General features: G+C 45.5%; 21 protein-coding genes and 3 pseudogenes. 6 read left to right on the forward strand and 18 right to left on the reverse strand.

Annotated features, from left to right (window positions below):
- Positions 1-56: 56 nt before the first annotated feature.
- Positions 57-298: pseudogene (locus AC58QD_RS06810) on the reverse strand (3'-5' exoribonuclease YhaM family protein); the annotation flags it as partial.
- An 89-nt stretch (positions 299-387) separates the two neighbouring features.
- Between AC58QD_RS06810 and AC58QD_RS06815 the strand changes: the two are divergent.
- Positions 388-849: a hypothetical protein gene (locus AC58QD_RS06815; protein WP_497331328.1), complete on the forward strand. Its 462-nt coding sequence runs from the start codon at positions 388-390 to the stop codon at positions 847-849.
- 123 nt (positions 850-972) lie between these two features.
- A complete protein-coding gene (locus AC58QD_RS06820) occupies positions 973-1,173 on the forward strand; it encodes a transposase (RefSeq protein ID WP_497331330.1) in 201 nt (66 codons plus the stop codon).
- Between the two features lie 73 nt (positions 1,174-1,246).
- Here the strand turns inward: AC58QD_RS06820 and AC58QD_RS06825 are convergent, their stop codons facing one another.
- From AC58QD_RS06825 to AC58QD_RS06835, 3 genes are all read right to left on the reverse strand, one after another.
- Positions 1,247-1,723, reverse strand: coding sequence for a DinB family protein (locus tag AC58QD_RS06825; protein ID WP_497331332.1), 477 nt, complete (start codon positions 1,721-1,723; stop codon positions 1,247-1,249).
- Positions 1,724-3,223: 1,500 nt separating this feature from the next.
- Positions 3,224-3,955 carry a cytochrome P460 family protein gene (locus tag AC58QD_RS06830; protein WP_497331334.1) on the reverse strand — a complete coding sequence of 244 codons (732 nt, stop codon included), beginning with the start codon at positions 3,953-3,955 and terminating at the stop codon, positions 3,224-3,226.
- 267 nt (positions 3,956-4,222) lie between these two features.
- A complete protein-coding gene (locus AC58QD_RS06835) occupies positions 4,223-5,173 on the reverse strand; it encodes an AraC family transcriptional regulator (protein ID WP_497331336.1) in 951 nt (316 codons plus the stop codon).
- Positions 5,174-5,335: 162 nt separating this feature from the next.
- Here AC58QD_RS06835 and AC58QD_RS06840 point away from each other — a divergent pair.
- Both AC58QD_RS06840 and AC58QD_RS06845 read left to right on the forward strand, forming a co-directional pair.
- Positions 5,336-5,461, forward strand: a pseudogene (locus AC58QD_RS06840) (MFS transporter); the annotation flags it as partial.
- A gap of 76 nt (positions 5,462-5,537) precedes the next feature.
- A complete protein-coding gene (locus AC58QD_RS06845; RefSeq protein WP_497331338.1) occupies positions 5,538-6,389 on the forward strand; it encodes an aldo/keto reductase in 852 nt (283 codons plus the stop codon).
- A gap of 630 nt (positions 6,390-7,019) precedes the next feature.
- On the opposite strand, the gene AC58QD_RS06850 is transcribed toward AC58QD_RS06845, so the two are convergent.
- The 3 genes and pseudogenes from AC58QD_RS06850 to AC58QD_RS06860 all read right to left on the reverse strand — a co-directional run bounded on the left by AC58QD_RS06850 (position 7,020) and on the right by AC58QD_RS06860 (position 8,627).
- A complete protein-coding gene (locus AC58QD_RS06850; protein ID WP_497331340.1) occupies positions 7,020-7,427 on the reverse strand; it encodes a VOC family protein in 408 nt (135 codons plus the stop codon).
- A 296-nt stretch (positions 7,428-7,723) separates the two neighbouring features.
- A pseudogene (locus tag AC58QD_RS06855) lies at positions 7,724-7,813 on the reverse strand (DUF8821 family protein); the annotation flags it as partial.
- A 112-nt stretch (positions 7,814-7,925) separates the two neighbouring features.
- Complete coding sequence (locus tag AC58QD_RS06860; protein ID WP_497331342.1) at positions 7,926-8,627, reverse strand: TetR/AcrR family transcriptional regulator; 702 nt, start codon at positions 8,625-8,627, stop codon at positions 7,926-7,928.
- 110 nt (positions 8,628-8,737) lie between these two features.
- On the opposite strand from AC58QD_RS06860, the gene AC58QD_RS06865 reads away from it, so the two are divergent.
- Positions 8,738-9,328, forward strand: coding sequence for a DUF2269 family protein (locus AC58QD_RS06865; protein ID WP_497331344.1), 591 nt, complete (start codon positions 8,738-8,740; stop codon positions 9,326-9,328).
- A gap of 253 nt (positions 9,329-9,581) precedes the next feature.
- On the opposite strand, the gene AC58QD_RS06870 is transcribed toward AC58QD_RS06865, so the two are convergent.
- The 4 genes from AC58QD_RS06870 to AC58QD_RS06885 all read right to left on the reverse strand — a co-directional run bounded on the left by AC58QD_RS06870 (position 9,582) and on the right by AC58QD_RS06885 (position 13,765).
- Positions 9,582-11,837, reverse strand: coding sequence for an ATP-binding cassette domain-containing protein (locus tag AC58QD_RS06870; protein WP_497331346.1), 2,256 nt, complete (start codon positions 11,835-11,837; stop codon positions 9,582-9,584).
- 265 nt (positions 11,838-12,102) lie between these two features.
- On the reverse strand, positions 12,103-12,501 hold the full coding sequence (locus AC58QD_RS06875; RefSeq protein WP_497331348.1) for an SRPBCC family protein: 399 nt from the start codon (positions 12,499-12,501) through the stop codon (positions 12,103-12,105).
- Positions 12,498-12,827 (reverse strand): ArsR/SmtB family transcription factor, encoded by a 330-nt coding sequence (locus tag AC58QD_RS06880; protein ID WP_497331350.1) that lies wholly within the window; start codon positions 12,825-12,827, stop codon positions 12,498-12,500. The genes AC58QD_RS06875 and AC58QD_RS06880 overlap by 4 nt, the downstream gene beginning before the upstream one ends.
- Before the next feature lie 494 nt (positions 12,828-13,321).
- Positions 13,322-13,765: a carboxymuconolactone decarboxylase family protein gene (locus tag AC58QD_RS06885; RefSeq protein ID WP_497331352.1), complete on the reverse strand. Its 444-nt coding sequence runs from the start codon at positions 13,763-13,765 to the stop codon at positions 13,322-13,324.
- A 230-nt stretch (positions 13,766-13,995) separates the two neighbouring features.
- Between AC58QD_RS06885 and AC58QD_RS06890 the strand changes: the two genes are divergently transcribed.
- Positions 13,996-14,499, forward strand: coding sequence for an RrF2 family transcriptional regulator (locus AC58QD_RS06890; RefSeq protein WP_497331354.1), 504 nt, complete (start codon positions 13,996-13,998; stop codon positions 14,497-14,499).
- Positions 14,500-14,650: 151 nt separating this feature from the next.
- Here the strand turns inward: AC58QD_RS06890 and AC58QD_RS06895 are convergent, their stop codons facing one another.
- The 7 genes from AC58QD_RS06895 to AC58QD_RS06925 form a co-directional block, all read right to left on the reverse strand.
- On the reverse strand, positions 14,651-16,573 hold the full coding sequence (locus AC58QD_RS06895; RefSeq protein ID WP_497331356.1) for a hypothetical protein: 1,923 nt from the start codon (positions 16,571-16,573) through the stop codon (positions 14,651-14,653).
- A 28-nt stretch (positions 16,574-16,601) separates the two neighbouring features.
- On the reverse strand, positions 16,602-17,489 hold the full coding sequence (locus tag AC58QD_RS06900) for a carbohydrate ABC transporter permease (protein WP_497331358.1): 888 nt from the start codon (positions 17,487-17,489) through the stop codon (positions 16,602-16,604).
- The gene (locus AC58QD_RS06905) at positions 17,490-18,413 is read right to left on the reverse strand and encodes a carbohydrate ABC transporter permease (protein ID WP_497331360.1); all 924 of its coding nucleotides are present in this window, start codon (positions 18,411-18,413) and stop codon (positions 17,490-17,492) included.
- A 75-nt stretch (positions 18,414-18,488) separates the two neighbouring features.
- Positions 18,489-19,820, reverse strand: a complete 1,332-nt coding sequence (locus AC58QD_RS06910) for an ABC transporter substrate-binding protein (RefSeq protein ID WP_497331362.1) — start codon at positions 19,818-19,820, stop codon at positions 18,489-18,491.
- A gap of 38 nt (positions 19,821-19,858) precedes the next feature.
- Entirely contained in the window at positions 19,859-22,333 is a 2,475-nt protein-coding gene (locus tag AC58QD_RS06915) for a DUF4855 domain-containing protein (protein WP_497331367.1), read from the reverse strand.
- Positions 22,334-22,526: 193 nt separating this feature from the next.
- Complete coding sequence (locus tag AC58QD_RS06920) at positions 22,527-24,068, reverse strand: extracellular solute-binding protein (protein ID WP_497331369.1); 1,542 nt, start codon at positions 24,066-24,068, stop codon at positions 22,527-22,529.
- Complete coding sequence (locus AC58QD_RS06925) at positions 24,065-26,338, reverse strand: AraC family transcriptional regulator (RefSeq protein WP_497331371.1); 2,274 nt, start codon at positions 26,336-26,338, stop codon at positions 24,065-24,067. Before AC58QD_RS06925 ends, AC58QD_RS06920 begins: the two co-directional genes overlap by 4 nt.
- Between the last annotated feature and the right edge of the window lie 297 nt (positions 26,339-26,635).

Here is a 26,635-nt window from a genome sequence, read left to right on the forward strand (position 1 = left end):
CCAGGTTCTTTTTTGATTTCCCGCTTTCATTAGTCACATCAAAAACCATGGTTCGAGAGCTCAAGCATCCGACAACTATGATAAGCTAGCCCCGCATAGTAAGCATGATGCATCCCTTTAGCAGCCGGATAATGCATAAGCCTCTCTTCTACTTTGCAGATTGAATCGGTGCTGATTTGATAAAGTCAGTCAGCGTATAACCATCCTCTTCAGTAGCCTTCCGAATTCGGTTAATCTTCATCTGAGGTTTTTCACGATACATTTGAACAAGTCCCTGCACCTTCACCAGCATCATCGGGAGGTCAGGCTACTGCCTTAATTCCAACACATGGTACAATGCAACTAAAAGGACAATAAGCCAAGCTATATATATGAGGGAGGATTTCGATGACATTTTTATTCTTAGCGATTGGGTGGATTATTGGCTTATTTGTAGGGGCATATTTTCTAATCCAGCCCTTAATTATTATATTTTTCGGCTTACCGACTACGTTGAAAATGAAAAGAGAGGGGATTCTTAGTAACGCAGGTTCTATCGTTTTAAGTAACGTTGTTTCTTTTTTCATTCTTGTTGGTTTACTTGTTCTTTCTGGCTGGATGGTAGGCAGCTTTATTCCAAATTCATTTGGTGGTTTATGTACTGGCGTTATAATGACTCTTTTGTTAGGATTCACTAAACTCGGCAAAAGAAAGAACATGCCCGATTACATTGAGAAAAATATGAGAAATATGGATACTTCTTTCTTACTTAATTATCTTGAATCGGTGAAAGTCCATCAGCGATCTTCAATGTCGAGAGATAAACATATCGAAAAAATCTCCAAGTACGTGTATGCCAATCGCCCATAATTTGACCAGGATCCTGCTGCACATTGTACTCGCCATGTTGACGCCTCCTTTTTGGAAATGAAAAAGAGCCCTGATTAGAGGGCTCTCCTACATTTTGCTATAAATGATTTGCATATTCACCTTATGCTTGATCAAGAAGTTGCATGGCGTGTAAGTACATATCAAGAAGACATCGAGAGACTGGATTCAATTCCCGGCATATCGACACGCATGGCCGAACAAATCTTAGCGGAAATCGGTACAGATATTAAAAACCAGTTTCCAAGTGCTGCTCATATGTTTTCCTGGCAGGATTTGGAAACTGGTCATTCCATACATTGGTAAGGAGTGGTTCACGCAGCGTTTATTGAACTATCGTCTCCCGAGGAGTTGAATGATCCCCTCATATTTCAGCGCATTATCTGGATAACAACGATTTATAGAGTTTAATGACGCTCAAATGCATACCCTCATGGTATAAATTGAAGCTGAGGAATTGTTCCGGCGTTTCCAGAGTAATCCCGGTAGACGTAGTATAAGGCGGAACAATCTTGTCCTGTAAGCGATGCGCCAGAGCTTCGCGTATCCGCTCTTGCTGTTCTTTTAGCAGAATTTCTAGCTCTTGCAGGGTCGGGACGGGAATGGAGACTGGTTTGTTTGACGGCGAAGTACCATATTCAAACTGTTCTTTGAACCCATCGGGCAAATGTTGTGGAAGACCAATGTATTGAAAGGCGAACCGTTCTAAGACAACATAAATGTGCCCCAAATTCCAGCGGATCGTATTTCGGAAACCTTCGGGGATCCGGTCTGCGATTTCCTCCGTGACTCCCTCCATCATTTTTATGGTTTGGCCTCTTACAAATACCACCTGCTTAAATAGAAAGTGTTCCATCGTCCTCACTCCCACAATAATGACATTAGCGGTAATTTTACTACATTTAATCTCTATAGACTACTTTAATTTATTAAACTAAACTCCGTTAACCGTCCATGCAACGCAAGATCAGCTCTGCACCACAGAGGATGAAATTGGATAACCCGTCAATACTGCTACTACTGTTGGGAACAAGGTCGATCAACTGTGATGAAATAATATTAAGTTGTCATGATGACATTCAGCGATTGATCAATGACGACGATTGAGCAGCTGAATTCTAGCTTCAAGCTACTTTTAGAATATTAAACCAGCGGCATTCCTGGACTGTGGACTGCCGCTGATTTAAATTGGACTAATGTGCCCGTTAGCGTCAAGACATACTTGCCAGATGCTCCTCAAGACGATGCGTTGCGATTTTGTTTGTTGCGTTGTATTGGTTCATGTCCAACCCTCCATAATGAATTTGACTTTAACTTGTTGAAACCTTTATTACTAAGTAGCTTCCCTTGCGTTCCTTTGCATATTTAAATAAGGGGTAAGTTTTGCAGTCAACATTGATCAACTCGTTTTTTCAATCATACCAAATAAATAATGCATTGATTTCTTTCAGATTGCTCTCTTGAAAAGCCCAATCATTACATCGAAAATGCCAGATTTCCTAAATAATTGATTCAATAAAAACTCCCGTTACGTCAACAAGGCTACCGATCCATGTCGGTAGCCTCGTCCTCTTTTCTTATTGCGCTATAGTTTCTGTTACGTTACTCGGACGAGTACATTAAAACTCATAACTTATCTCCGCTTTATCATTGCTCTACTTTTTGAGCCTTATCTTTTCATGATTCTGAATAAATTTCAAAGTATAATGAGTCCCGGAGATGTAGATGCCCATAACAGATAAGAAATCTATTAAAAAATTAACGATGGATTCATCGAAGCCCCAATACCCAAATGGATTATAAATGAGCAAACTAGAACCCATATCTCTTTCAAAGGAAATCTGCACACCATAAACAACAATTAACACCGCCAAGAAACGAAACGCAATTGTGCGTACACGGTTTGTAGTGATGATTCCCGTCATTTTTCTCGCTGCATTAATAATCCTTCCCCACGAGATTCCAATAAGCACTCAGAACATGTATCTGCCTAACGATCATTTCATTATTTATCGGAATAAAAGGAAATATGTCACGTGAAATTGGCACGGCACTAATCAGTGCCACAGCGATCGTGAATAGAAATAGCAAATTAACCGCTATGCTAAGAATTTGTTGTACATTGTACTTTCCCCTAAAAATCGTTTTATACCACCGTCGATTTAAGATATTGTGAAACATAAACAATACTAACAAGAAAACACCAACCAGTTCGTGGATCATATTTCCAGTAATATGATAAGCCATCACTACTAACATGGATACTGTCATAACAAGGTCAATGACCAGCTTAATTAACATATTTGGATTCAAAAGCTTACCTCCATAACTTATTATCTTATGACGTTTTTTCGGATTATAGATTAGCCATGTAATCTTTTAATGCATTTACCTCCCAATCTCTCAAAGAGATACCTGCAAGCCTCGATTCCGTACCACTATCCTTCGATGCCATAAAATCCTCAGGTTTGAGGCTCTTCATCTCATCGTACGTGTACACGAAGTCATCCCGTACCTGACTTGCGTGACAAGAAATGCAACTCTCGATGTTTCTCTTGGTATTAACTGACTTATCAGCAGTGAAAGCCTGGTATCGCCAATCTCCATTGCTCTTCTTAGGAGAGTTCTGATCGCCCCACCCAGTGCGCTTTTCCGAGACAAAAATGTCGGATAGTTTTCCATCCCTGTAGATCTCGAGAGTCAATACGGTTCCGCTGGGGAACGGCTTGCCGGTTTTCACCGCTTCGATAGTTTCCCGACTCGAATAGAGCAACTCTTTGGCATTTCCACGAGTCACAGTCGTATAGAGCACGCCCTTATCGTAGTTCGCAGGGAGTTTAACTTGTTCACTGTCAGTTCCAGGAGGTTCCGCCTGCCCAGTACTGTTTGTCATAGCACTATCAGTTGCAGACTGCTCCGCTTGCCGAGTACTGTTTGTCATGTCATTGTAGTTACTTCCACATGCAGAGAATGAGAAGGCAGTAACTAAACCGAAGGCAATTAATAATAGTTTTTTCAATTTTTTTCCTCCTCCAAAATTAGCCATTGCAATATGCCAAGTTACATATCCAGCATTATTGACCAGCATATCGGTTCGTCCAAAAAGTCAGACCCTGCGTAGTTTAATTATGCAACTAATCATAAAGAAATCGATATCCTGATTATCTTAAATGATTGCCTATTTCTCTCAAGTGCTCCACCTATATTTAACTAATAAAAAAAACCAAATAGATTTCCCCATCTGATATTGATGAGAGAGTTTCTATTTGGCCTTTTCTAGATTAGCTCGAACTAACTGCTTAAGGATAATCGGAGGAATTTCCGTGCCGTATCCGCAGTGTTACTGAACGGGTTCTCACACTTTGGATTCAGCAAATACTGGCTCAGTAATTACCTGTGCCTGGTCATATGTTTCCTTCAGACGCTTTATGTCAGCTTTGGGAGGAAAACCAAACATGCGAGAATATTCACGGCTAAACTGAGATGCACTTTCGTAGCCTACCCGGTAGGCAACCTCAGAAGCATCCGCTGACTCCGTTAATAATAGGCGCCGGGCTTCTTGCAACCGAAGCTGTTTTTGGAATTGAAGAGGGCTCATAGCAGTGATTTCTTTAAAGTGTCTATGTAACGAAGAAATACTCATATTCGCTATTTCGGCAAGTTCTTCAATCCGAAAAGAATTATCATAGTTATTCATTATTTGTTCAATAACATCTTTGATTTGATGGGCTGAGCTTCCTTCCATTACAATTTGCTCCAAAATAATCCCATTCTGATCTTGCAGCACCCGATAAAGAATTTCCTTCGTAAATAGTGGAGCAAGCACAGGAATATCTTTAGGATTATCAAGCAAACGAGCTAACCTGATGACCGCATCTAACAACGATGAATCTATCTGGCTGACAAACATAGCTCGCTTAGGATTTTCTTTCGGATCAACTCGAATTTCAGAATCATGTAAAACCTCTAAGATTTGACTCGGTGTAATTTCAAGTTTAAAACCCAAATATGGAACATCGGGAGTGGCTTCAGTGACTTGGGCGGTAACTGGCAAGTGAACGGATGCAACAAGGTAATCGGCAGGACTGTACCTAAAGCGCTCCTGCGCTAGCCATACCTCCTTCGCCCCTTGAACTACCATGCAGAAGGAAGGCTTGTAAACTCCGTGGAGGCTTTGTCCGGCCGCATTCGAGACACGCATGAAAAATAAGGACGGAATAGCAGTTGGGTGAACACCGTCCTTCTCTGAATAGCGCTCAATGATTTGGGCGAGCTCATTCTGCTGTTTAGTGATTCTTTCAGACATTTGATTCTCCTTGTTCCTATTCTTTATAGTTCGATTATAGTCCATATTCGTCTGTTAAATAAGTGGTGGTGAGAGGATTAGGCAAACATTTGGCACTAATGGGATAACGGTCGCTTTGTCATCTGGTGCATAATAAGGATGTGAAAAGGGGGATACATTGCAATGAGCAACACCTGGAAAATTTACATGCTGACCCTTATCAGCTTTTTGGTCGGTACGTCACAATTCGTGATCTCAGGTATTTTAGATGAGGTCGCTACTTCCGTCGGCGTATCGTTATCGGCGGCGGAGTAAGCCTGTTATGGATGTAATGAATAAGATCAAATCGATTTACAAATAATTTTAAAAAACTGGAGAGTTATATATGCAAAAAGTAATTTTGAACAATGGTGTTGAGATGCCTATACTCGGTTTTGGTGTTTTTCAGATTCCAGATGCAAATGAATGTGAACAAAGCGTTTATGATGCTATTATGGCAGGATATCGTCTGATTGATACCGCTGCCTCTTATTTAAATGAAGAAGCAGTTGGCAGAGCAATCAAACGCAGTAGTGTGGCAAGAGAGGATTTATTTATCACTACGAAACTTTGGGTTCAGGATGCCGGTTATGAGCGCACAAAAAAAGCATTTGAAAAATCACTGGAAAGATTGCAATTGGATTATTTGGATTTGTATTTAATTCATCAGCCATTTGGCGATGTGTATGGTTCTTGGAGCGCTATGGAGGAATTGTATCGTGAAGGAAAGGTCCGTGCAATTGGCGTTAGTAACTTCCAGAAGGATCGTCTGATCGATTTGATCATTCATAATGAAGTAGTTCCTGCCGTAAACCAGGTTGAAACGCACCCTTTCAACCAGCAAATCGAAAGTGCGAAATTTATGAAAGAGAACAATGTTCAGATCCAATCCTGGGCGCCTTTTGCTGAAGGGAAAAATAATTTGTTCCAGAATGAGTTATTGATATCCATAGCTGAAAAGTATAATAAATCCGTTGCTCAGGTGGTTTTACGTTGGTTGACACAAAGAGAAGTAGTTGTGATTCCAAAGTCTGTTCGTAAAGAAAGAATTATCGAAAACTTCAATATCTTTGATTTTGATTTAAACCAAGAGGATATGGAATCGATTACTACGTTAGATACGAAACAGAGCCTATTCTTTTCACATAACGATCCTGAAATGGTGAAATGGATCGGTACCCGTAAACTTGATATCTAACAATCGCTATTTCGAAAGACCACCGACACGTTCTGTTTACGCAAAAGAACCAGAAATAATTCGTTAATATTAGATGTTATATTAAGGAGCAGATGCACTTAGGCAATCTGCTCCTATTTCGTTTGCAGAATCCAGGTATTTATTAAACAAATCTCCCGTTCAACAAAAAAGGATCAAACCGCAGCCGCGATCGTATTTATGGAACTCTCGATATCCGTTAGTTCAACTATCTATAGCACCTTGGATGACATCGATAAACCCGTTATTTGCCCGTCTTATTTGCTGGGGTGGAAGTTGCGGATTGAACTAACAATTGTCGTATGGCTAATCGATTGTTCCTGAGGGGAAGCATTTTTTGCCGGAGGATCGTGTGCGGGGGCTCTAGAACGCATTGGGCATAAGCTGATATTTGTCATTTTGAGAGGATGTTTAACATGTTTCCTTATCGCCCGGATTCATCAATTCCAATATTCCGATTACAGGTTTACTCCCCGCGGGTATTATTATTCCCCTTTATACCGAAGGCGAATGGCTCTGGTGGCGTGGCGCTATTGAATCGGACGTAAGCTGCCGTCTGCCTGAGCAGCAGCGGCTTACATTCGTGCTTGTGCATGGAACTACGGCAGAGATCTACTCTACGAAATTTGATTTACCATGAGCCACTAACATATTTCCGCTAGGGTCATAAAAATCGAAATCCATTCCAAGGATCTCTGTTTCTCCGGATTCAGTTTTAATAGCCCCTCTTTCTTTTCTTACCTCGCCAATTTGTACCTCTTTACTCTTTAGGTCGGACAGCAACTTTGCGATATCCGCTGCTTCAAAACCGATAACTACCGACATCGTTCCCTGGTGCAATTCCCTTTCGCACAGAAAGATCGATGGACCCGAAGGGAGAGCGACTATTGCCATTTTATTGTCCGGTCGTTTAAAGTGCAGCTCGAATCCTAGTTTACTTATGTACCATTCCATAGATTCCTCAAGATTTTTAACTGGAACTTGTAGAAATGAGACACTGTTTATAATTGTTTCAACCATTTTAAATAGCCTCCTATAAAATTAATTGTACTCCTTCATCATTCGCCTTATGGATAAATATACCTGCATGGACTTTTGTATAACTGTCTGCCAGCTACAAAAGAACATGCCATATATTCGAAAGTATCAATATCAACATTGGATTTAACATAGCCTTTTTTTAAACTAAATTAGCCTAATCCTCCGTCATTGTACAGAAGGAATTAGGCTATTGGCAGTGAAATTTGGGATGGCGGCCGCCATCCCAAATGGCGAATTCCGGCGATTTCCCCGACAAACAATCCGGCGGCGAACACATTAGCACGTAAACCAGCAAGCGCTTCTATTACAGGTGAAGACTCTAAACCAACCGTAGACACATTTATAAAATCAACGATATAGGACATTATCAACTCCTATAATACTCGACTTTGGCCTCCAGAAGGGCAGTGCCTGCGTTGGAAAAAGCAATGGCCTTGTTAACGTGATTTTCTTTATTAACCCTATTGCAGAACCTTTCTAGGAATTAGAAGGGTTCTTCTTTATTTTTGCTTTCAAGCCTTCGATCAGTACCTGGAGACCGAAATTAAACTGCTGATCCATATCCAGACTCTTGGAAGCGAAGGTAAGTTTACTGAAAAGCGGGAATTCCTTCACAGGAATTCCTTGGAGCATGTCTTGTGGAATTTCAGTTGAGAAGGTGCTTTCGTTCGTACGAACAGCATTAATTTGTTTCAATATCCTGACTTCATCCATAACGAAAGAAACTACAAAATTGTTATAAAGAGCAGCAGCAAGAGGGATATCTTCTTCTGATAGACCGGACTTCTCGTATAAACGGTATATATATTCAATCACCCTCAAACGATGAGGAGTAAAAGGAGGTGTATCTGCCATGATTTGTGCGGAATCACGATAGGTCAATAAGATACGCCGATACTGATGAGCTATCGTGATCAATTGTTCTTGCCAGGAAAGGCTGGATTCCGGGTAAGTAATTTCTTTCATGAACGAATCCGCAATTAGCTGGAGCAGCTCCGCTTTATTCTTCACATGCCAATACAGGGATGCGGCCCGAATCCCCAAAAGATCCGCTAATCTTCTCATGGATAATCCGTCAATACCCTGATGATTCAATTGATGAAGAGCCGCTTTAACGATTCTATTCTTATCGATGGTCTCGCTTGAAGAAAAGTCCTTATCTTTACTTTGTGATGACAATGTATATTCCCCCCCTACTTGACAATATAACATACATGCAGTAATCTAACAACGTTAGGTATCTAACAGTGTTAGATTAAGTTTAAGCAAAAAAAGAGGAGGAGTTTTCCATGTTGTTAGTTTTAAATTTGTTAGTCATGCCGATTGGGTTTTTGATCATTATTTATGTTTTGAACCGTTTAGGAAAGAACCGATCCAAATTTAATCAGAAGCAAAAGAACGGTTGGTTAGTTGCACATATTCTTTTTGTCATTATTTACTTCGGAGGCTTGTTGGGTTCATTGGTTATGGTGGCGGCTACGAAATTTACAGATAGCAGAGAAATGATCTATGCCGCTCATCTATACATTCAGTATTTTGATTGGTTCCTAATCATTCCAGGCGGGATAGGATCATTATTATCGGGTATTTGGTTGGCGATTCGCACGCAATGGGGGGTTGCCAAGCATTATTGGGTCATTGTGAAGTGGGTTGGCAATATTACCGCTGTTGTTTTTGGGGCTAATTTCATGAGGGTTTGGCTCCATGACAATTTTTCCACCTCATTCGCTGATGCAGTTCATCCGCTCCAAAACCCCTTTTACTTATCGAACCGATTGATGATTTTTGTGGGTCTCGGGATTTCTTTTGCTCTTTTGATTACCTTGGTTATTGTTTCTTACTACAAGCCTTGGGGGAAAAGGAAACAGGCAAAATATTGAGTAGGTTCTAATTATTTTCTTCGCTGAAAGGAGTTCTCTGGTAATATGATGAATTTTTGCACTTATAAAAATAAGTTGCCTCCCCTCTACTGCAAAACACAGTATAAGCCTCCATCTGCCCGTTACTTAAGCGAAAGGCTGCCGATTCTGCTGGCAGCCCTGGTTGATCATACGTAAGTTTACCTTTTAATATGTTCTCCTTGTCATGCTAAGAAATTACGAATCCCATAATTACTAAAGTGGAGTTGATGCATTACATCAAGTATTTTCCCGTGATCGACTGCTCCGCATGCATGATCTGCGCCGGTTTGCCCTCGAACACCACCTGACCACCCTTGCTGCCTCCGTCCGGTCCCATATCAATGATCCAATCCGCTTGACTGATCACATCGAGGTTGTGCTCGATGACGATCACCGTATTGCCGGCATCCACGAGGCGGTTCATGATCCCCAGAAGGTGACCGATATCTGACATATGTAGGCCGGTCGTAGGCTCGTCCATCATGTAGATGCTGCCCTTCTTATGCAGCTCGCTTGCCAGCTTGATGCGCTGGCATTCCCCGCCCGAGAGCGTGCTGAGCGGCTGGCCGAGTGTAATATAATTCAGCCCCACATCACTCATAGCCTGGAGCTTGCGCACAACCTCTTTTAGCTGAAAAAAATCCAATGCCTGCTCCACAGTCATCTGCAGCACATCTGCGATTGACTTTCCGTTCAGCTTGTACTCGAGCACCTCTTCCTTGAACCGTCTACCTCCGCATACTTCGCATGGCAGCTTCACGCTGTCGAGGAATGCAAGGTCTGTATACACAACACCCAGCCCTTGGCAGTTCTCGCAAGCCCCCTTGGAGTTGAAGCTGAACAAGCCTTGGTTGACCTTGTTCGCGGAAGCAAACGCCTTGCGCACATCATCCATAATGCCCGTGTAGGTCGCGGGATTCGAGCGTGTTGACACTCCTACCGCCGATTGGTCGATGACGATCGCATCCGGATGTTGGCTGAGGAATACGTCGTTAATCAGTGTACTCTTGCCTGAGCCGGCTACACCCGTAACTACGGTCAGGACTCCGGTTGGAATATCTACACTCACGTTCCGCAGATTGTGCAGGGTGGCATTCTTGATGGATAACTTGCCGGATGGTTGCCTGAAATCATGCTTCAGCTGGAGCGGCCGCTTCATATAGTTGCCTGTCAATGTACCTGCCTCCAGCAGGCCTTGAAAGCTGCCTTCATATACGATAGTACCGCCGCGGCTTCCAGCGTGAGGCCCGACATCGACGATATGATCCGCCAGCTTGATCACATCGGGATCATGCTCGACGACAATCACGGTATTGCCCTTCTCGCGCAGCTTCTGAAGCAATTCATTCAATCGGTGTACATCACGGGGGTGCAAGCCGATGCTGGGCTCATCGAAGATGTAAGTGACATCCACCAGACTGCCGCTCAGGTGCTTCACCATCTTGACGCGCTGCGACTCGCCGCCGGACAATGTATCTGTCTCACGGTCCAGCATCAAATAGTCAAGTCCAATATCCACTAGATGCTGTAACCGCTCCGTCAGCGACTTGATGACCGGCGCGGCGACAGGATCGTCAATCTCCCGAATGACGCGGATGAGCTGTCCGACCTCCATAGAGGACATCTCCGCAATGTTGAATCCGTTGATCCTGCAGTTAAGCGCGGCCCGACTGAGTCTCGCGCCGCGGCAGCTGGAGCAGGGACCCTCGGAGATGAATGGCATAACTGCTCGTTGTGTGCGCTCGGACTTTGTCTTCACATCCTGCTTGATGTACTTGTTGGTGAACTTCTCGATGATGCCTTCCACTGTAATATTCATTGCCTTCCCGGCGAAATCCATCTCCACTTTCCTCGCCTTGGCGTACAGCAGTTGCTCCAGTTCCTCATCCGAATAATCGTTCAGATTCTTATCGAGATCGAAGGACCCCGATTGCACGACCATGTTCCATTCCCAGCCGTTCACCGTATAGTCCGGCAGCATGATGGCCCCTTCATTCAAGGACTTGGACATATCCACCGCCTTACTCATGTCGACGCCCAGTCTGCGACCGATCCCGTTGCATTCGGGACACATGCCTTGCGGATCGTTAAACGAGAACATGTGCGCTTGTCCAACATAGGGCTGCCCCACTCGGGAGAAGAGAAGACGCAGAATAGGAGAGATATCGGTAATCGTGCCCATCGTGGAATGGGAACCGCCGCCCAACCGCTTCTGATCCACAATAACAGCCATGCTCAGGTTCTCGATCGCGTCCGTATCCGGCTGCGGAACGCGAGGCAGGAAATTGCGCACGAACATGCTGAAGTTCTCATTCAGCAATCGCGTGGATTCTGCTGCGATCGTATCGAAGACGATCGATGACTTGCCGGATCCGGATACCCCGGTGAAGATCGTGATCTTCCGCTTGGGAATGCGCAAGGATACATTCTTGAGATTGTTTTCCCTCGCACCCGAGATCACGATATACTCCTGATTAGATTCGCTCATGCTTAACATCCTTCCGATAGTGATAATTTCTACTTATATTCACATTGTACCATTCATCGTGCATAGAAAGTCGGGCAAAGAGATGGCTGCCCCCACATGTTCTCCATTCTTCAATCATTAATAATGGGAACTGAACTCCGGGCTATGTAAAGTATATCTTTCCACAAAGACGACAAGAACTTATCAGATTGTCCGAATCACCATAAACCGGCTGCATGTAATTTGCAGCCGGTTTATGGTGATTCGGGTCAAGCACCGAATGCGGTTATTGTTCCAATACCTTTTCAAACTCGCCGAACCAATTACCCCAGCCATACCTAGCGCCTTCGAGTCCTTGAGCATTTGAGAATCCGGATTGTTCCAGATGAAGGTTAACCTTTCCGTCCCCTAATTCTTGCAGCGTCCAGGTGACCGTGTGCGTCTCCCCACCGCTGGCAAAAGTATAGGACAACCGGTTTGGTGCCTCCACGATAAGCACTTCGCCGTTAATAATTCCATCCCACCATTCGGACGGCTGCGTGCGAAACTGGAAACGGTGTCCTACGACGGGCTTAAAATCATTTTCCATGATCCACTTGGCAAGCTTGCTTGAATCGGTTAAGGCGGACCAAGCCTTCTCGATCGATGTAGTGTACTGATAATCCAAGGATAATGTTAAACTCATTCTTCTTCCTCCTCTAATAGTTGATGCAAACGTAACATATTCGTACTCCAGAACTTGCTGTAGAAAGCCAACCAATCTTGAATTTCTCTGAGTGGAGAGGCGTTTAGCCTAAATCGCGTTTCTCTGCCAACTTTTCGATCAAGTACCAGGCCGGCCTCTTTAAGGATTGTCAAATGCTTGGATACCGCTGTGCGGCCCATTTGAAACTGTGCCGTTAATTCATGAAGCGGTATCTCCTCTGCCTCTGCTAACAGACGAATCAATCGGCGCCTAGTTGGATCTGCAATCGCGTCAAACACATCCCGCAACTGGTTATTCTCGCTCACAACACCCTCTCCTTTCTCCACCTCCTCATAATTGTTTCAAGTGAAACTTATTCGGGTTCCAAACTTTCCAAATGACTGCTCCTAATTGGACACCATTTAGTGACACTTTGATTATAGGTCACCATTTGGTGTCGTGTCAACCCCATTAGTATAAAGATCGATGAATACGAAAGTCTTTGGCCAAAAAAATCTTGAGTTTAGCACAACATCTAATACAATATTTCCACTTTCATAATTAGCCCATAGTTGTTTGTTGACGGTATTATATATTTGAAACAACTCATCCGAAAGAGTATATCCGTATTGCTGAAACAATTTGTTAACGAATCAGATTCATTAGCGCCGAAATCTAACAATGTATCAATAGGGACCATGGATATTGCAGGTCTTTAAATAAACACAAACCCCCGCACATAGTCGATGTACGGGGATTTCGCCTGCAAAAATCTGTTATTTACGTGCGGCCGATTAAACGAAGACATAAAAGCTTATCTTTACTCCTTTTCAGGGAACATCCCCGTGGAGATGGCGATACGATTCCATGCATTAATGGTATTGATTGCCATAATGATTGCCACATATTCTGCCTCATCCACGTGTGCCCGAACTCTTTCATACAAATCCTGCGGCACGCCTTGCTCGGAAATACGGGTTACAGCTTCCGTAAGCTCAAGCACCACTCTCTCTTTGTCGGAATAAAAGGGTGCTTCGCGCCATGCGCTAAGTAAATAAATCCGCTGCTCCGTCTCGCCCATTTTCCGCAAATCCCGTGTATGCATGTCCATACAATAAGCACACCCGTTAATTTGTGATGCTCTGATTTTAATGAATTCATATAGCTTTGCATCCAACCCACTTGTCTTAATAAACCCTTCCAACTTCATCATCGCTTGCAAGGCACCTGGGCTTGCACTGTTATGATTTAATCTAACCTTCATATTAATCTCCTCCGTGAACAATAAGTTTTATCTTGCCTCCATAATTATATAACCGACAACATTAATCGTCGATTAAATATATCCACAATATAGCTCTTTAATTTATGGCTGTCAACCAAAAATCATGAGTCATTTAGCTGAAATACCCAAATACCCCTATTTGACAATGATTTTAAATCCACCTAAGATGATTAAATAACTACCTTTATATCTAGAAAGCAGGTGTTTGCATGCAGTATAGTATTGGCGTTGAATATGGACTGCATTGCTTGGTATATTTAATTGATATTCCTCCTGATTCTACCATTGGGATTAAAGAGCTTTCCGCTTTTCAAGGTGTTTCGGAGACCTATCTTTCGAAGATTTTTAGTAAATTAACAAAAGCTGGTATCGTAAGCTCTGTCCCTGGTGTAAAAGGAGGCTATAAATTAGCCAAATCTCCTGCGGAAATTTCTTTTTGGGATGTAGTTGAAGCTGTTGAAGGTGCTACCCCCATTTTTCAATGTAAAAACATCAAAAATAATAGCTATCTTTGCCGTGATGAAGACTATGCAGCATGCACTCTAGCTTCTCCCTGTACGATTAACTTAGTTATGCTCGAAGCTGAAGATAGTATGCGCAATGTTCTGCGTAACAAGTCACTTACTTGGTTGAATGAAGAGCTTGATCGCATTTTAACCCCTCAATCGCGCAAAGATACTCGTGAATATTTTGCTAATAGCAACAATGTTTAATAGTGTTCGTTTTCGGGATATATCGGCCACTATGTCCCGGTCGAGTGAATGCTTCAGCTGGGTTTCATCCAGCACTAGCAGTTCCGGCATCGTTCCGTTCCTCTCGTGCTCGTCGGAGCAAAGGGCTGCCACGCGGCAGCCCTTTCAAAAATCACTCATATGCGTGTTGCAACTGCTCTTTTAATAGTCCCATTAACAAGCCTGAGGTGATCTCCGCTACTGTCCATCCCGATTCGATTGCCCAGGGACCCCAACCGGCATCGGCCGATGACCCGAACACTTCCTTAAGAGTCACATCGAACGCTCTTGCCCAAGCTCCGTCAATCGCCGTGTTGTCGCTTTTAAGCTGAGCAGAGATGAGGAAAGAAACGTGCTCCTCCCATAATTCAAGAAATCGGTTGTCCTTCGTGACGAAATAAGCTTGCATGAACGCGATCGGCAGCCAATTGTTCGAGTAGAGTAGGTCAGCTACAGGATCGCCATTTCGAGTGAGCATTGCGCTCTCCCCTTCTCCCATTCCATGCCGCATTGCTGCCTTGAGCCCATCATCCCATTCCAGATACGCGCCTGATGAATGTTTGAACGATTGCAAATCTTCTACAACCTCGTACAACCATTCTAGATGCAACGGGTTTCCGGTGACCCAGTACATCCATGCGAGCGGCAGAATGATTCGGCAATATTCCTGGGTCTGGCTATGCTCTCGAATCGTCTCCGGGTAAACGCTCATAATGGTTTCCATGCCCCTGACTCCGGTCTCAAGAAAAGACGGTTCCCCAGTCAGTTTGTAACCAAGAAATAAGGCCGCCCAATAATAACCGTTATAGTGGGCGGAAGGCAAGTTCCCTGGTTCGCTTTGAAGCGTTCGAATTCGCTCCTGGGTCAGCGAGATGTTATCGGTACGGAATACCCTAGTTCCATCGGTCCCTGTCGTCCTTACAAGGAAGCGAAGTGCGTCAACCGTCTCGTCCAATCGGTACCGGGATCCGGTATATAGACACTTCAGCATATGGGGAATAAGGGCGCGTGCGACGTCGTCTTGGTAGCAGACGCCCCACGCCTCCTCCGTCCAACGCATCATACCATGGAGATCTCCTGGATCCGTATTCAAGAAACAATCGAAAACATAGTCGTGCAGCCGTTCTGATATGAGCAAATCCCGTTCATTCGCGGAACGTAAATAGTTTAAGAAATAAGGCAAAGAAACCTCTCCGATGCAATCGACACGACGAATCGTACTAACTCGCTGGCTGCCATCCGATGTGATTTCCGTCCCCATTCCTTCCCATACGCCACCTCGCCCCTCCTCGCGCAATACGCCCGATTTCTCGAACCAAGCAAATGCCCGGTTTACGCTTCGGGAGATGCGTTTCTCAAGTGGGGCCAATTCAAGGCCCGACTCATCAAAAGAGTAAGCAAACTGCAGATTATCCAGTTTAACATTCTTTTTGAGCAACCAGCCTACGATATAAGAGATCACTTTCGAAACTTTCCGTTTAGGCGCGAATCTTGCTCTGCGAAACTGGCTCAGCCGAAAAGAGCAAACCAACAAATGATCTGGCTCCTCGAACCAAAGCGCCCTGTCGGAAATCCGGCCTAGAAGCTCTTCGCTGACCTCGACCCAATCGTGAGTGTGGGCGGAAGTAAACGTAAGAATCGGCCTTCGGTGCGAGCAAGCAATCTCATGCGGCTTGATCCGCATTCCGCTTTGATCGTCCAACACATCCCCAAGCGTTAACCCGTCTATATTAATATCATTCGCACAAAATACGAGTCGTTGGAATCGCGTGCTTTCAGGCGGAGAAGCGTACATGTGGCCAATGCTTGCTACATACTCAGCAAATATGCGCTTGCCCTTGTTTATTTCTCTCTCGACAATCAGCCGTTCCTCGGGAGACAGCAGGAGCGGCTCGGCAGAGACGCCCCCAAGCAGCGCAATGGCCTCAAAGCGTTCCAAGCCTGCGTCCGATAGGTCGCCGGGCTTCAAATAAACAGCTTCCGGCTCGATGACCAGCAGCAGCTCCGACAAGTCACTGTGTTCCATGGCGATTACTGCCAATTTCCTTGTATCCACCTCTGCTCCTCCTTGCCTTGTACAGGCTTTATTTTATTCCTGTAATGGATATGCCTTCTATAAATTTCTTTTGTACGAAAAAGTACAGAATAACAATCGGAAGTGTAAACAAGGTGGAAGCAGCCATTAATTGCCCCCATGCAACTGTGTTTTCACGAATGTACTGTTTTAGACCGATCGACAGCGTCCATTTATTAGGATCATTCAAGTAAATCAACGGACCCTGGAAGTCCCCCCAAGCGCCCAGGAACGTAAACAGCCCCACCGTCAAGACCGCCGGCTTTGACAGCGGCAGTATGATGCTCGCATAGATACGGAATTCTGACGCTCCGTCAATTTTGGCGGATTCGGATAGCTCATGAGGAATCCCCATGAAAAACTGCCGCATTAAAAAAATGTAATAAGCCATACCCGTGCCGAACCAGGAGGAAAGCACTATCGGCCAATAGGAATCGACGAGATCGATTTTATTGAACATCACGTAAATGGGAATCATCGTAACTTGAAACGGAAGCATTAACGTACTCATCATGACGATAAACAGAACCTTCCTGCCCTTAAAATCGATTCTGGCAAAACCGTAAGCGACAAGAGGAGCTAACAATACGACGCCGAGCACGCTCAGTGCCGCAATCCATACCGTGTTGAACGTATAAAGAAAAAACGGGATGGATCGAATAGCCTCGATATAATTGTTCCACTGCAGTTCATTGGGCCACCACTGGACGGGTACGACGAATATTTCCTCGTCTGTCTTCAACGAAGTAATGACCAGCCAAACGAATGGCATTAGAAACAGGATGCCAACAAGGACGAGGAGGATATGGGCAGCAGGATTCGGCCGCTCTGTTCGAATTCGGCCCGATCTTTCTGCGTTTGATTCAACAGCTCGTTGTGTCCCATCGTTTCCTTGCATTTACCGTTCACCCCCGTAAAACACCCATTTTGCCGAAGTCTTGAACACGATAATCGTTAATAGGAACACGATAAGGAACAATAACCAAGCCATTGCCGACGCATATCCCATCTTCAAAAACGAGAATGCCGTTTGGTACAAATAAATGGCGTAAAATAACAGTGAATTTCCAGGCCCCCCCATCGATTGCTTGTTCCCTTCGGCAAAGACATAGCCTTGGGTAAACAATTGAAGAGCACCAATGAGACCCATCACGACATGGAACAGCGTCATGGGCGATATGACTGGGAGCGTAATATGCCGGAATTTATCCCATGCATTAGCTCCATCCATTTCCGCCGCCTCATAATACAATTTGGGAACCTCCTGCAGCGCAGCCAAATACATGATCGTGGTTGTCCCGGTTCCCCAGAATCCCATCATGATCAAGGCGGGCTTCGTCCAGTTCGGATCAAGCAGCCAAAGCGGCTGAGGCAACCCGATTCGTCCTAGCAGCTCATTGATTAAACCGTATTGGGCATTCAATAGCCACATCCACAGCAGCGTTGCCGCAACCGCGGGCACCAAGGTAGGCAAAAAATAGATTGTCCGGTAAACGGATAGCCCTTTTACCTTCTTGTTCAAGAGCATGGCAATCGCCAAGGCGAATGCAATGTGAGGGAATAAACCGAATACGGCCATGAACAGTGTATTGTACAAGGACAACCACACCTTCTCGTCCATTACCAATTCCCCATAGTTTCTTAAACCGACCCATTTCGGGGGCGAGAATAAATTGTACTCCGTCAAACTGTAGTAGAAGGAAGACACGATCGGAAACAATTGAAATAGCAGTAATCCAACCAACCATGGGCTAATGAAGCACAGGCCGATGAGAAGACGCTTCCGTTCGCGCTTCTTGATCCCGACAATATTGCTCGCCATCGTCCAACAACCTCCAATCCCTGGAATGAACCGGAAACGGTGAGAAAGCCTCAGCCGTTTCCGGGTGCATACTTTTTATTTTTTCGCTTCGTCCGCCTTTGGCTGCATTTTTTTAACTACGGTATCCATCGCTTCCTGTCCTGAAATGGTTCCTTTCAGCGCCTTTTCCGTTTCTTCATTCAGCACCTGCAAGTATTCGTTAATGTAGCTGCTGTTCGGGAAACCGTTCAGGTTCGGATTCTTTGCGCTTTTGAAGAACTCCCACAGCACTTTTGTCGATTCGTTTGCGTTCAGCTTCGGATTGTCAAGAGCGGTTAGCAAGACCGGAATTGTTTTGTTCTGAATCGAGTACTCGATCTGGACGTCTTCAGACAACAAGTACTGCATCAAGGTCCAAGCTTCTTTCTGATGCTTCGATTTCGCAGGAATGAACATAGCGACGGGGCTGACCATCCCGGAATTTTTCAATTCCGGACGGTCTTTTGGATACGGGAACGGGGCGACGCCGATTTCGCCGTTCTCGCCGCGCTTGTCGTTGTACCAGTTCTCCCAGCCGATCATCATTGCGAGATTTCCCGTAATAATCGGGTCCTGCGGCGTGTTCATTTGACCCATGCCCGACTTGAATTTACTGATTCCATCGTTTCCAAATTCTTTATAGTATGACATCTGGTACTCGATCGCATTGACGTTAGCCTTCTGATTAGCGGTCAGCTTTCCTTTGCCGTCATCCCATGAGCCGCCGAAAATAATCGGCCAGAAGACGTTGTCGATCCAAGGATAATCCGGAATGAACCCAATTTTGGCAATGTTGCCTTTCTCGTCCTTCTTGGTCAACCGTTTCGCGTAGTTGAACATATCCTCCAATGTCTCAGGAGGTGCGGTTATGCCAGCTTCGGCGAATGTCTTTTTATTATAGAACAGCTTATTCGCCATACTCATGGAAATCGGGAATCCGTAAATGCTATTGTCCACCTTCATTCGGTTTAACGCAGCAGGAATGATTTTTGCCACATTAAAGTTTGCAGACTTGACAAGGGTATCCAAGTTTTGCACAGCTCCAGCCTTGGACCAAGGTCCGACGTTGTTCCAGTACGTTATGACCAAGTCCGGAGCGTTCCCCCCTGAGATGGCGGTCAGTTGCTTCTGAGGATCCTGGTTGCTTAATGTTTTGACGGTGATGTTGGTTTGGCTTTCATTAAACTTCTTGATGATACCGTCAACAACCCCTGCACTATCGCCTGTGAATGGATTCCAGAATTGAATTTCCACGGCTTCCTTCGACGTATTTGCAGCTTTCTGATCGTTGGAGCAGGCCGTTATTCCTATCGCGGAGACGAGCAACAGCGCCAAAGCCGCGCGGCCAAGCTTGAAACGTTTCTTCCTTGTAGTTTGTGTTTGATGCATACATGATCACCCTTTTATCAAATTGGTTTAATATCCTTCTATTTCTTTGGCGTTACGATAACCAGTCGTTCTAGAGTCTCTGTTTTACCGTTGTACTCTATCGTGACCGACACAATGGCACTTCCGTTCCTTACGCCGACCAATGTTTTCTCATTTGCTATGACGGTACCATCGGCTCCCACCTTGTCGTTCAACACAACCGCATCGCCCTTCACGGACCAACTATAATTTGCATCGGCCCGCGGAATAAGATAGCCGTTATCAAAGAAGCTCCGCAGCGATATCGGTGCCCTATCGCCTGATGACAGCATCGAGCGACCGCCCTTCAGCTCATGAAATGTATGGCCGGACACCTCCAGTACAATCGACTCCGCTTCGATGCCGCCTGCCATGGCGCGTAATGTCGCTTTCCCCGGGGCAAGCGCTCTCACACCGCCATCAAGAGTGACCGCCAACACATCCGGATTGGAGGATTCGAACGAGGCGCCGTCAACAGCAGCATGCCCGCCTTGCTCATCCAGTGATGTGCGATTTTTGACAACTGGCACCCATAGTGCTCCAATATCCATTGTTGGCACTGACGAAGGCAGCGCCACATAAGTATCCGCCGGTCGCTCTTGGTTCTCGTACTTTAACAGGGCGATGTCGTCGAAATACAACGTTGCTCCATTCGTCTCAAATTTAGTCATCCTCAGAGTGAGTCGGATCACATTCTCCAGATTGACGCCCGAATCGCGCAATTCAGTTAACGGGACCTCCACCCGATTCCACTGCCCCGGCTCCAGCTTTACCTGCTTCAACCTCGACGATCCCCAGCTGTATTGGTCGTACATAAACTCGAGCTCGAGCACTTGCTTGGCATTCGTCGCATTGTACACATCCATACCGATCGCGTCATAGCCGCTCCAATCGGTATTCGCGTAATTAACGAATTGCCGGTCGGAGCCGCTCAGCGCTTCGGAGCCCGAATCGATGAATGCTCGAACCGGTCCCCAACCGCTTGGGAAATTGACCTTCAACGACTGTGTACCTCCATGAACAAACTCCGAATTGAACGATCGATAGACAACGCCGTTGCCGCCAACGTTAAACTCACCCTCGAAGTCGGCGATTATGGTTTGTTCCGCGATCGGTCCTCCGCTCTGTGCCAATACGATGTCTTTACGGATCGTTACTCCTTCCTTCACGTCGAATCGGACCGTCCGGCTCTGGTAACCGTCCTTAGTTACGGTGAACGCTTGCTGTATCGCAAACAAATGGTTCGCCTCTAAACGGCCGTTAGAATCAGTCATTGCGGTGAAGCCTTCATCATTCGTCACCTGAGCGCCTACAAGCGGATTCCCGTCTATGTCCAGAACGCGTGCTTCTACGTTTCCGATTGGTGCGAGGAACGTTCCTTTCGCAAATCGGTAGATATCCTTGTAAAGCTCTCGTCCTATCAAACTACGATGATGGTATAAATCATATAGGGCATAAACGTCTTGATAGTAGGCGAGAATAGAATCTTCCATGTATCCGTATTTCACGCCGCCGATGAGATAGTTATAAAGGACTTGGCGGTAATAAGGGTTTTCAATCGCCCTTTGGTCAAATTCGATCTCAATCCCCTGCTCGTTGTTTCTCGAAAGCTCGGCGGTTTCCTCAATTCGCTCAATCGTGGTGTCCGCTTGGAAATAGTGGTTCGGCTGCACAAGCGTGAAATCATACCCGTGCCTGTTACCGTTCGCCTTCTCGCCTGCTCCTGACCAAGGGATCCAGCCAAGGCGCATCCCTTTCCCGTTCAAATAATCGGCGGTCGCTTGAACGTTCTCCTTTTCCCCGGCAACCGTAGTGTCTAAATCTTCCTGCAGCCAATAAAATCCCGCCAATTTCAAATGTTTATATTCCTTGCTTTTAAACCGCTCAACCATGGCATCGATATACCAGCTTACGAGTTCGTTACGCGTGTCGAGATGGATCAAATCATCAGACAAGCCGTCACCATTGAAATCTCCGAAGCTCCTGCTGGCGGGATCGGGGAACGGAATGGTCAAGTAGACGTTCACGTGTTTTTCGCGATTCCCAAGATCGAGACCTACCTGCTTCACGGCTTGCTCCAATGCGTCAAGCTGCAGGTTCTTTACGAAAGGGCGTTCCATGGCATATTGCCAGTCCTGCAGCCGTCCCGGTACGGAATTAGGAACCCAATCGTACCAACGATGTAAGCTGCCCCCATGCGGGGATTGCAGCGTCAAGAGGAGGAACGAGTCGAAGAAATCATCCTGTGCTTTTCCTTTTTCATCCAAATAGCCGACATAAGGTAGAAATTTGTCCTTATCGTAATCCCCAATTTTTTCGCCGTCATAATTTGTAGGGTTGTAATAACCGGTGTAAATTAGGGCGATGTTAGAAGCGTAATTCGACCGCGGATCGTTCTTTGGTAAATATGCTGCAGAAGCGGAAGGAATCATCCAAGCGGCTGCCAAAATGAAAGTAAGGATAAGACTGCTCGTGCGTTTTGCGGAAATTTTCATGTTCTTGTTACATCTCCTCTCTTTTTTTGGGAATGATCTACTTTCCAAGATCTCAAATTAGTGGGCATCACCACTTTCAATAATTTCTAGTAAATATGTATTATATATCCATTAAAAGTCCGCGCAATCTCCCCTCCCACGCACATAACCCTCTTAATGGAGAGTCGTGCCCAGGCGTCGGAAGACGCTATTTTCATTTTCTCAAAAACGCATTCACCTGTCTTTGCAGCTCATTTCCGATCGCTTCCAGCTCGGACCCAGCCTCCGCTTCAAACTGAACCCATGCTTGATCGGGATCGATCACGCCATTAAATAAAGGAGTATAATATTTAGCCTCGATCCGATTATAGCGGTCCATCTGCGCTTGTACCGGCTTATTATCGAACTCGAATCCAGTAAGTACGTCCGGCACAAAATTGTCAGCGTCCCGGATAAACTGAAATAATCTTTCCGTCCTCTCGTTGCTAACCATAATACGGTCGTCCTCAGGATTCCAGATCCACAGAAAGGCCGGTTGGTTATAACGAGTGCTAAGCTGTTTGAATTTGTTGACGTCAACAGGCTCCCAATGCAGCCCTTGAATCCCATAAGCGAGCAAATCGTAATTTGATTTTTCATTCGCCCAATTCAAAAACCGCATTGCCTCTTCCTTATGCTTGCTTACGGCCGGTATGGCAATGAAATTCCACTGGGCATAGTCCGATATGTTCGCTCCTGGTTTATCATTAAAGAAGGTAACGCTTTCAAGCTCCCCATCGGGTATGCGTTCCTGCAGCCTTTCCTTAGCAAGCCTTCCTACTTCAAAAGAGCCAGTCGGAAAAATGGCGACCTTCCCGGTTGAACCGGGTTCCTGAAAGTCCTTGATGCCGAGTACGTCTTTATGCATAATTCCGTCGATATACAGGCTCCGCGCTTCCTTGACCCATTCCCGAATTGGAGAGTTAAGTTCCTCGAAAGCGTTATGCACCTTGCCGTCGTTATGTTGATAATAAAGCATAAGACTACTGTCCAGTGCCTGAGTCGGCCGAATTTGGAAAACAGAATCATGATAATGGCGGAAGGCAACCTGACTGTACAGCTGTTGGCTTCTTGTACCTCCCGCAATAAAGGGAACGACATCCGGTACCCTCTCCTTCACGATATAAGCGAAGCGGATTAAGTCCTCGTAATTCCGGATCGGCGGTACTCCGAGCTTCTCCCGGATATCCTTTCTAATGAAATAGGAATGGCTCATCACATGGCTGACCCCGAGGGGGATCGCCATAACCCTCCCATCGAACCGGTTCGCATCCCACATTTGCATGGGACGCTTGGCGATGATCGTTTCCCCGTACTGTTTGATAAGAACATCCAGCGGTTCATAATATCCGCTTGCGATCATTTCATGTAAATGCAGCCATGGTGCGTCAAAAATAAGATCGATATCCTCGCCTGAAGCGAGTGCTACCTGGGAACGCGTACCAAAATCGTTCCATGGGACAAACTCCATATCGATCCGAACGTTCAATCCCTCCACCGCCATTCGCCGTTCCGCCTCAACAATAACGAGGCCCATATCTTGGGACTGTTCTCCTGGAACCATAATTTTCAGTGTGGCGGAAGGAGGGTCCCCAGCAGTTTTAATGTTGATATCCTCTTCTATCGCTTTAGGATCATCCAAGCAACCAACGAGCAACAGTAAGGAAAGCAGCATGGCAAAACACCGCATAAACCTCTTTATGAGACGTTTCTTCATTTAGTTTTCTCTCCCTCCCTGGAATACTGCTGCCGGTATTGATTCGGCGTCAGGCCCGTCGCTTTCTTGAACGCTGTAAAGAAATGACTCTTCGTTAAAAATCCGGACCGCTCCCCGATATCCGTTATCGACAGCGTCGTTGTCACAAGCAGCTCTTTCACTTTATTGATCCGAAGGTCCAAAATATAGGCTGATAACGATTTTTCCTGCGTCTCCATAAAAATCTGTCGTACATATTTTGCAGACAGCGAGACGTGACCTGCCACATCCTCGGCCGATAGCATCGGGTCGTGGATATGGTAATCAATAAAGGTGACCATTTCTTCCGTCAGCTTTTCTTTGCGATCCATTCCCTGCCTGCTGTTCAACAGATATATAATGTCGAGCAGCTCCCGCTCCAGCCATCGACGTAAATCTCGAAGCGTTGGAAATCCGGCAAGCTTTTTCTCGATGCCGTCCACCCCTTGCAGGGCCGACAGTTTATCGAATTCCTTCACAATGGCGAACAGCATGACAGTCAACTGCACTTTGCACTCCGATAGCTTCATCGCGGCCAATTGCATAAACATCTGATCCAGAAGTACGGTCACCTGCTCAGCGTTTCCGGCCTTCACTGAAACAAGAAGCTTGTCAATACTTTTCAACTCGGCGACCGGCTGCATCGTTTGAACGTAACGTTCATAGTCGATCTCGGTGTAAATCCGGTCGCTCCCGCTTATGAATTTCAACAGTGTCATCTCTTGAACGAAATCGTACGTTGCACGCAGGTCGTCGTCTTTGTGCTTCGGATCGCTCATAGCGATGGCAACGTTTATTTGAATATGTTCGAACAAATGCCTCTTAATGGTTTCAAGAAGGATCTTCATCTCGGAATCGGTTCGCTCTAGACCTATGAGGAACACGATATGATCGCCTGCCATGTCGATCGATTCCAAACATCCATCCTCGCCGAGAATCACCTCCTCTGCAATGTTGCATATGGCGTATTTTAGGAGTCTACGGGATTCGAAATCGTAACGTTCTATAAATTCATGATACGACTCGATCTTGACGACGACAAGACGTAGCTCCTCCCAATCGAAAATTGCTGTTACTTCTGCAATCTCGTGCCGCATGGTACGGCTTATTCTACCCTTCAGCAGCCACTGTCGCATATATTCAGTCTTGAGCATGTGATAGTGATCCCGAAGCGAAACGTGCATTTCTTCAACTTGGCTGGATAGCTTCTCGATGCCGTACTTCAACATGCTGTATTCATCCCGGATTGGAGCTGAAGGGACCAAGTTCGAATTAGCATCGTTCACCGTAAACTTACGCTGCAGCTGTTCTGCAAGACGGCGGAACGGCCTTATGGTTCGACTAGAATTCCATAGGGCCGCCGCAAGCAGCACAATTAGAAGGATGATGGAATACATGAGGATGCGTTTCTGAAACGATTCCGCCTGGCTTTTAAAACTCTTCATCTCGGTGATCGAATACACCGTCCACTTCTGGGACTGCAACAATGCAGAATTAACGAACAGCTGCTTCTTACTGTCTGCATCGATCACACCGCTTGCCATTGATTGCATACTAATGCCGTAAATTATATCTACTTCGTCATCACCCCCCGTACCGCCCAGAACATTGCGTCCCTTCTCGTCTATAACCAAAATATTGGTGCCCATCTCCGTGTTGTTCGCAAGTAAATGATTTTGCAGCGCTGTGTTATTAAGCAAGAGGACCAAGTAACCGCGGGTGTCCATCCTTGTCGGCGTAGACGGGACAATTAATGCTAAATGTCGGGTTCCTTGGACTTCGTGGGTGAAAAACTGAAGAAATAACGACTGTTGCTCCTGCACCCTCTTCAGCATCTGTACATCGACAAACGAATTGAATGCGGTTACACCCGTCTGCGAATCGAACACTTGCCTTGTTCGCATATTAATGAGATATGCCCGTTGAATGAATGATTCCGTCGACATGATGTTAGTTAACGTATTTAGTACTTCCATATCTGCCAGAGGATCCGAGCGGTCCCTTTGGAGCCAGCCTTGGATATTGTTATCCTCATACATGTTAAGCCCGTACGTCTTCAGCTTGTTTAGAATAAATTCGGTTTGACTGGCCGTATGCACAATTTTATCCCGATGAAACAAATCCATCTGAGAATAAGCGTACTTTGAAAACTGATTAGATAAGAACAAGGAATAAGGAATGATTATGATAGTAAAAATGATCCCAATCCACACATAAAGGCGGATGTGAGTTCGAGACAGCAGCTTGCTCATGGTCTGCCCTCCGTTTGCCGGTCATTTCTTATGGTATACGACATCCGGGTGCCACCGCCCTCCCTGCTGCTTGATTTGTTATCCGAATTCAATCAAATCGTATCACGAAAGAGTCATTCGCGCCTAGTTTTCATTCGCCCAATCGGGTTCTTAAACGGCGCAAAAGAAAAGAGGAACCCTTGCGAGCAATGTCATTAAGTTAAACTCCAAGACAAAACCGGGAATAAAAATGAAAAGCGAAACGGCATGGGAAAAGCCCTGTGCCGTTTGTTTTTTGATTCAAGCAAGGAAAAAAGC

This window comes from Paenibacillus sp. J2R1T-4 (assembly GCF_059692235.1).

Excerpts from the sequence above, each read along its gene's own strand:
- AC58QD_RS06815 (WP_497331328.1), top strand. The coding sequence starts at position 388 with ATGACATTTTTATTCTTAGCGATTGGGTGGATTATTGGCTTATTTGTA.
- AC58QD_RS06820 (WP_497331330.1), top strand. The coding sequence starts at position 973 with ATGCTTGATCAAGAAGTTGCATGGCGTGTAAGTACATATCAAGAAGAC.
- AC58QD_RS06825 (WP_497331332.1), bottom strand. The coding sequence starts at position 1,723 with ATGGAACACTTTCTATTTAAGCAGGTGGTATTTGTAAGAGGCCAAACC.
- AC58QD_RS06830 (WP_497331334.1), bottom strand. The coding sequence starts at position 3,955 with ATGCTGGTCAATAATGCTGGATATGTAACTTGGCATATTGCAATGGCT.
- AC58QD_RS06835 (WP_497331336.1), bottom strand. The coding sequence starts at position 5,173 with ATGTCTGAAAGAATCACTAAACAGCAGAATGAGCTCGCCCAAATCATT.
- AC58QD_RS06845 (WP_497331338.1), top strand. The coding sequence starts at position 5,538 with ATGCAAAAAGTAATTTTGAACAATGGTGTTGAGATGCCTATACTCGGT.
- AC58QD_RS06850 (WP_497331340.1), bottom strand. The coding sequence starts at position 7,427 with ATGGTTGAAACAATTATAAACAGTGTCTCATTTCTACAAGTTCCAGTT.
- AC58QD_RS06865 (WP_497331344.1), top strand. The coding sequence starts at position 8,738 with ATGTTGTTAGTTTTAAATTTGTTAGTCATGCCGATTGGGTTTTTGATC.
- AC58QD_RS06870 (WP_497331346.1), bottom strand. The coding sequence starts at position 11,837 with ATGAGCGAATCTAATCAGGAGTATATCGTGATCTCGGGTGCGAGGGAA.
- AC58QD_RS06875 (WP_497331348.1), bottom strand. The coding sequence starts at position 12,501 with ATGAGTTTAACATTATCCTTGGATTATCAGTACACTACATCGATCGAG.
- AC58QD_RS06885 (WP_497331352.1), bottom strand. The coding sequence starts at position 13,765 with ATGAAGGTTAGATTAAATCATAACAGTGCAAGCCCAGGTGCCTTGCAA.
- AC58QD_RS06890 (WP_497331354.1), top strand. The coding sequence starts at position 13,996 with ATGCAGTATAGTATTGGCGTTGAATATGGACTGCATTGCTTGGTATAT.
- AC58QD_RS06900 (WP_497331358.1), bottom strand. The coding sequence starts at position 17,489 with ATGCAAGGAAACGATGGGACACAACGAGCTGTTGAATCAAACGCAGAA.
- AC58QD_RS06905 (WP_497331360.1), bottom strand. The coding sequence starts at position 18,413 with ATGGCGAGCAATATTGTCGGGATCAAGAAGCGCGAACGGAAGCGTCTT.
- AC58QD_RS06910 (WP_497331362.1), bottom strand. The coding sequence starts at position 19,820 with ATGCATCAAACACAAACTACAAGGAAGAAACGTTTCAAGCTTGGCCGC.
- AC58QD_RS06915 (WP_497331367.1), bottom strand. The coding sequence starts at position 22,333 with ATGAAAATTTCCGCAAAACGCACGAGCAGTCTTATCCTTACTTTCATT.
- AC58QD_RS06920 (WP_497331369.1), bottom strand. The coding sequence starts at position 24,068 with ATGAAGAAACGTCTCATAAAGAGGTTTATGCGGTGTTTTGCCATGCTG.
- AC58QD_RS06925 (WP_497331371.1), bottom strand. The coding sequence starts at position 26,338 with ATGAGCAAGCTGCTGTCTCGAACTCACATCCGCCTTTATGTGTGGATT.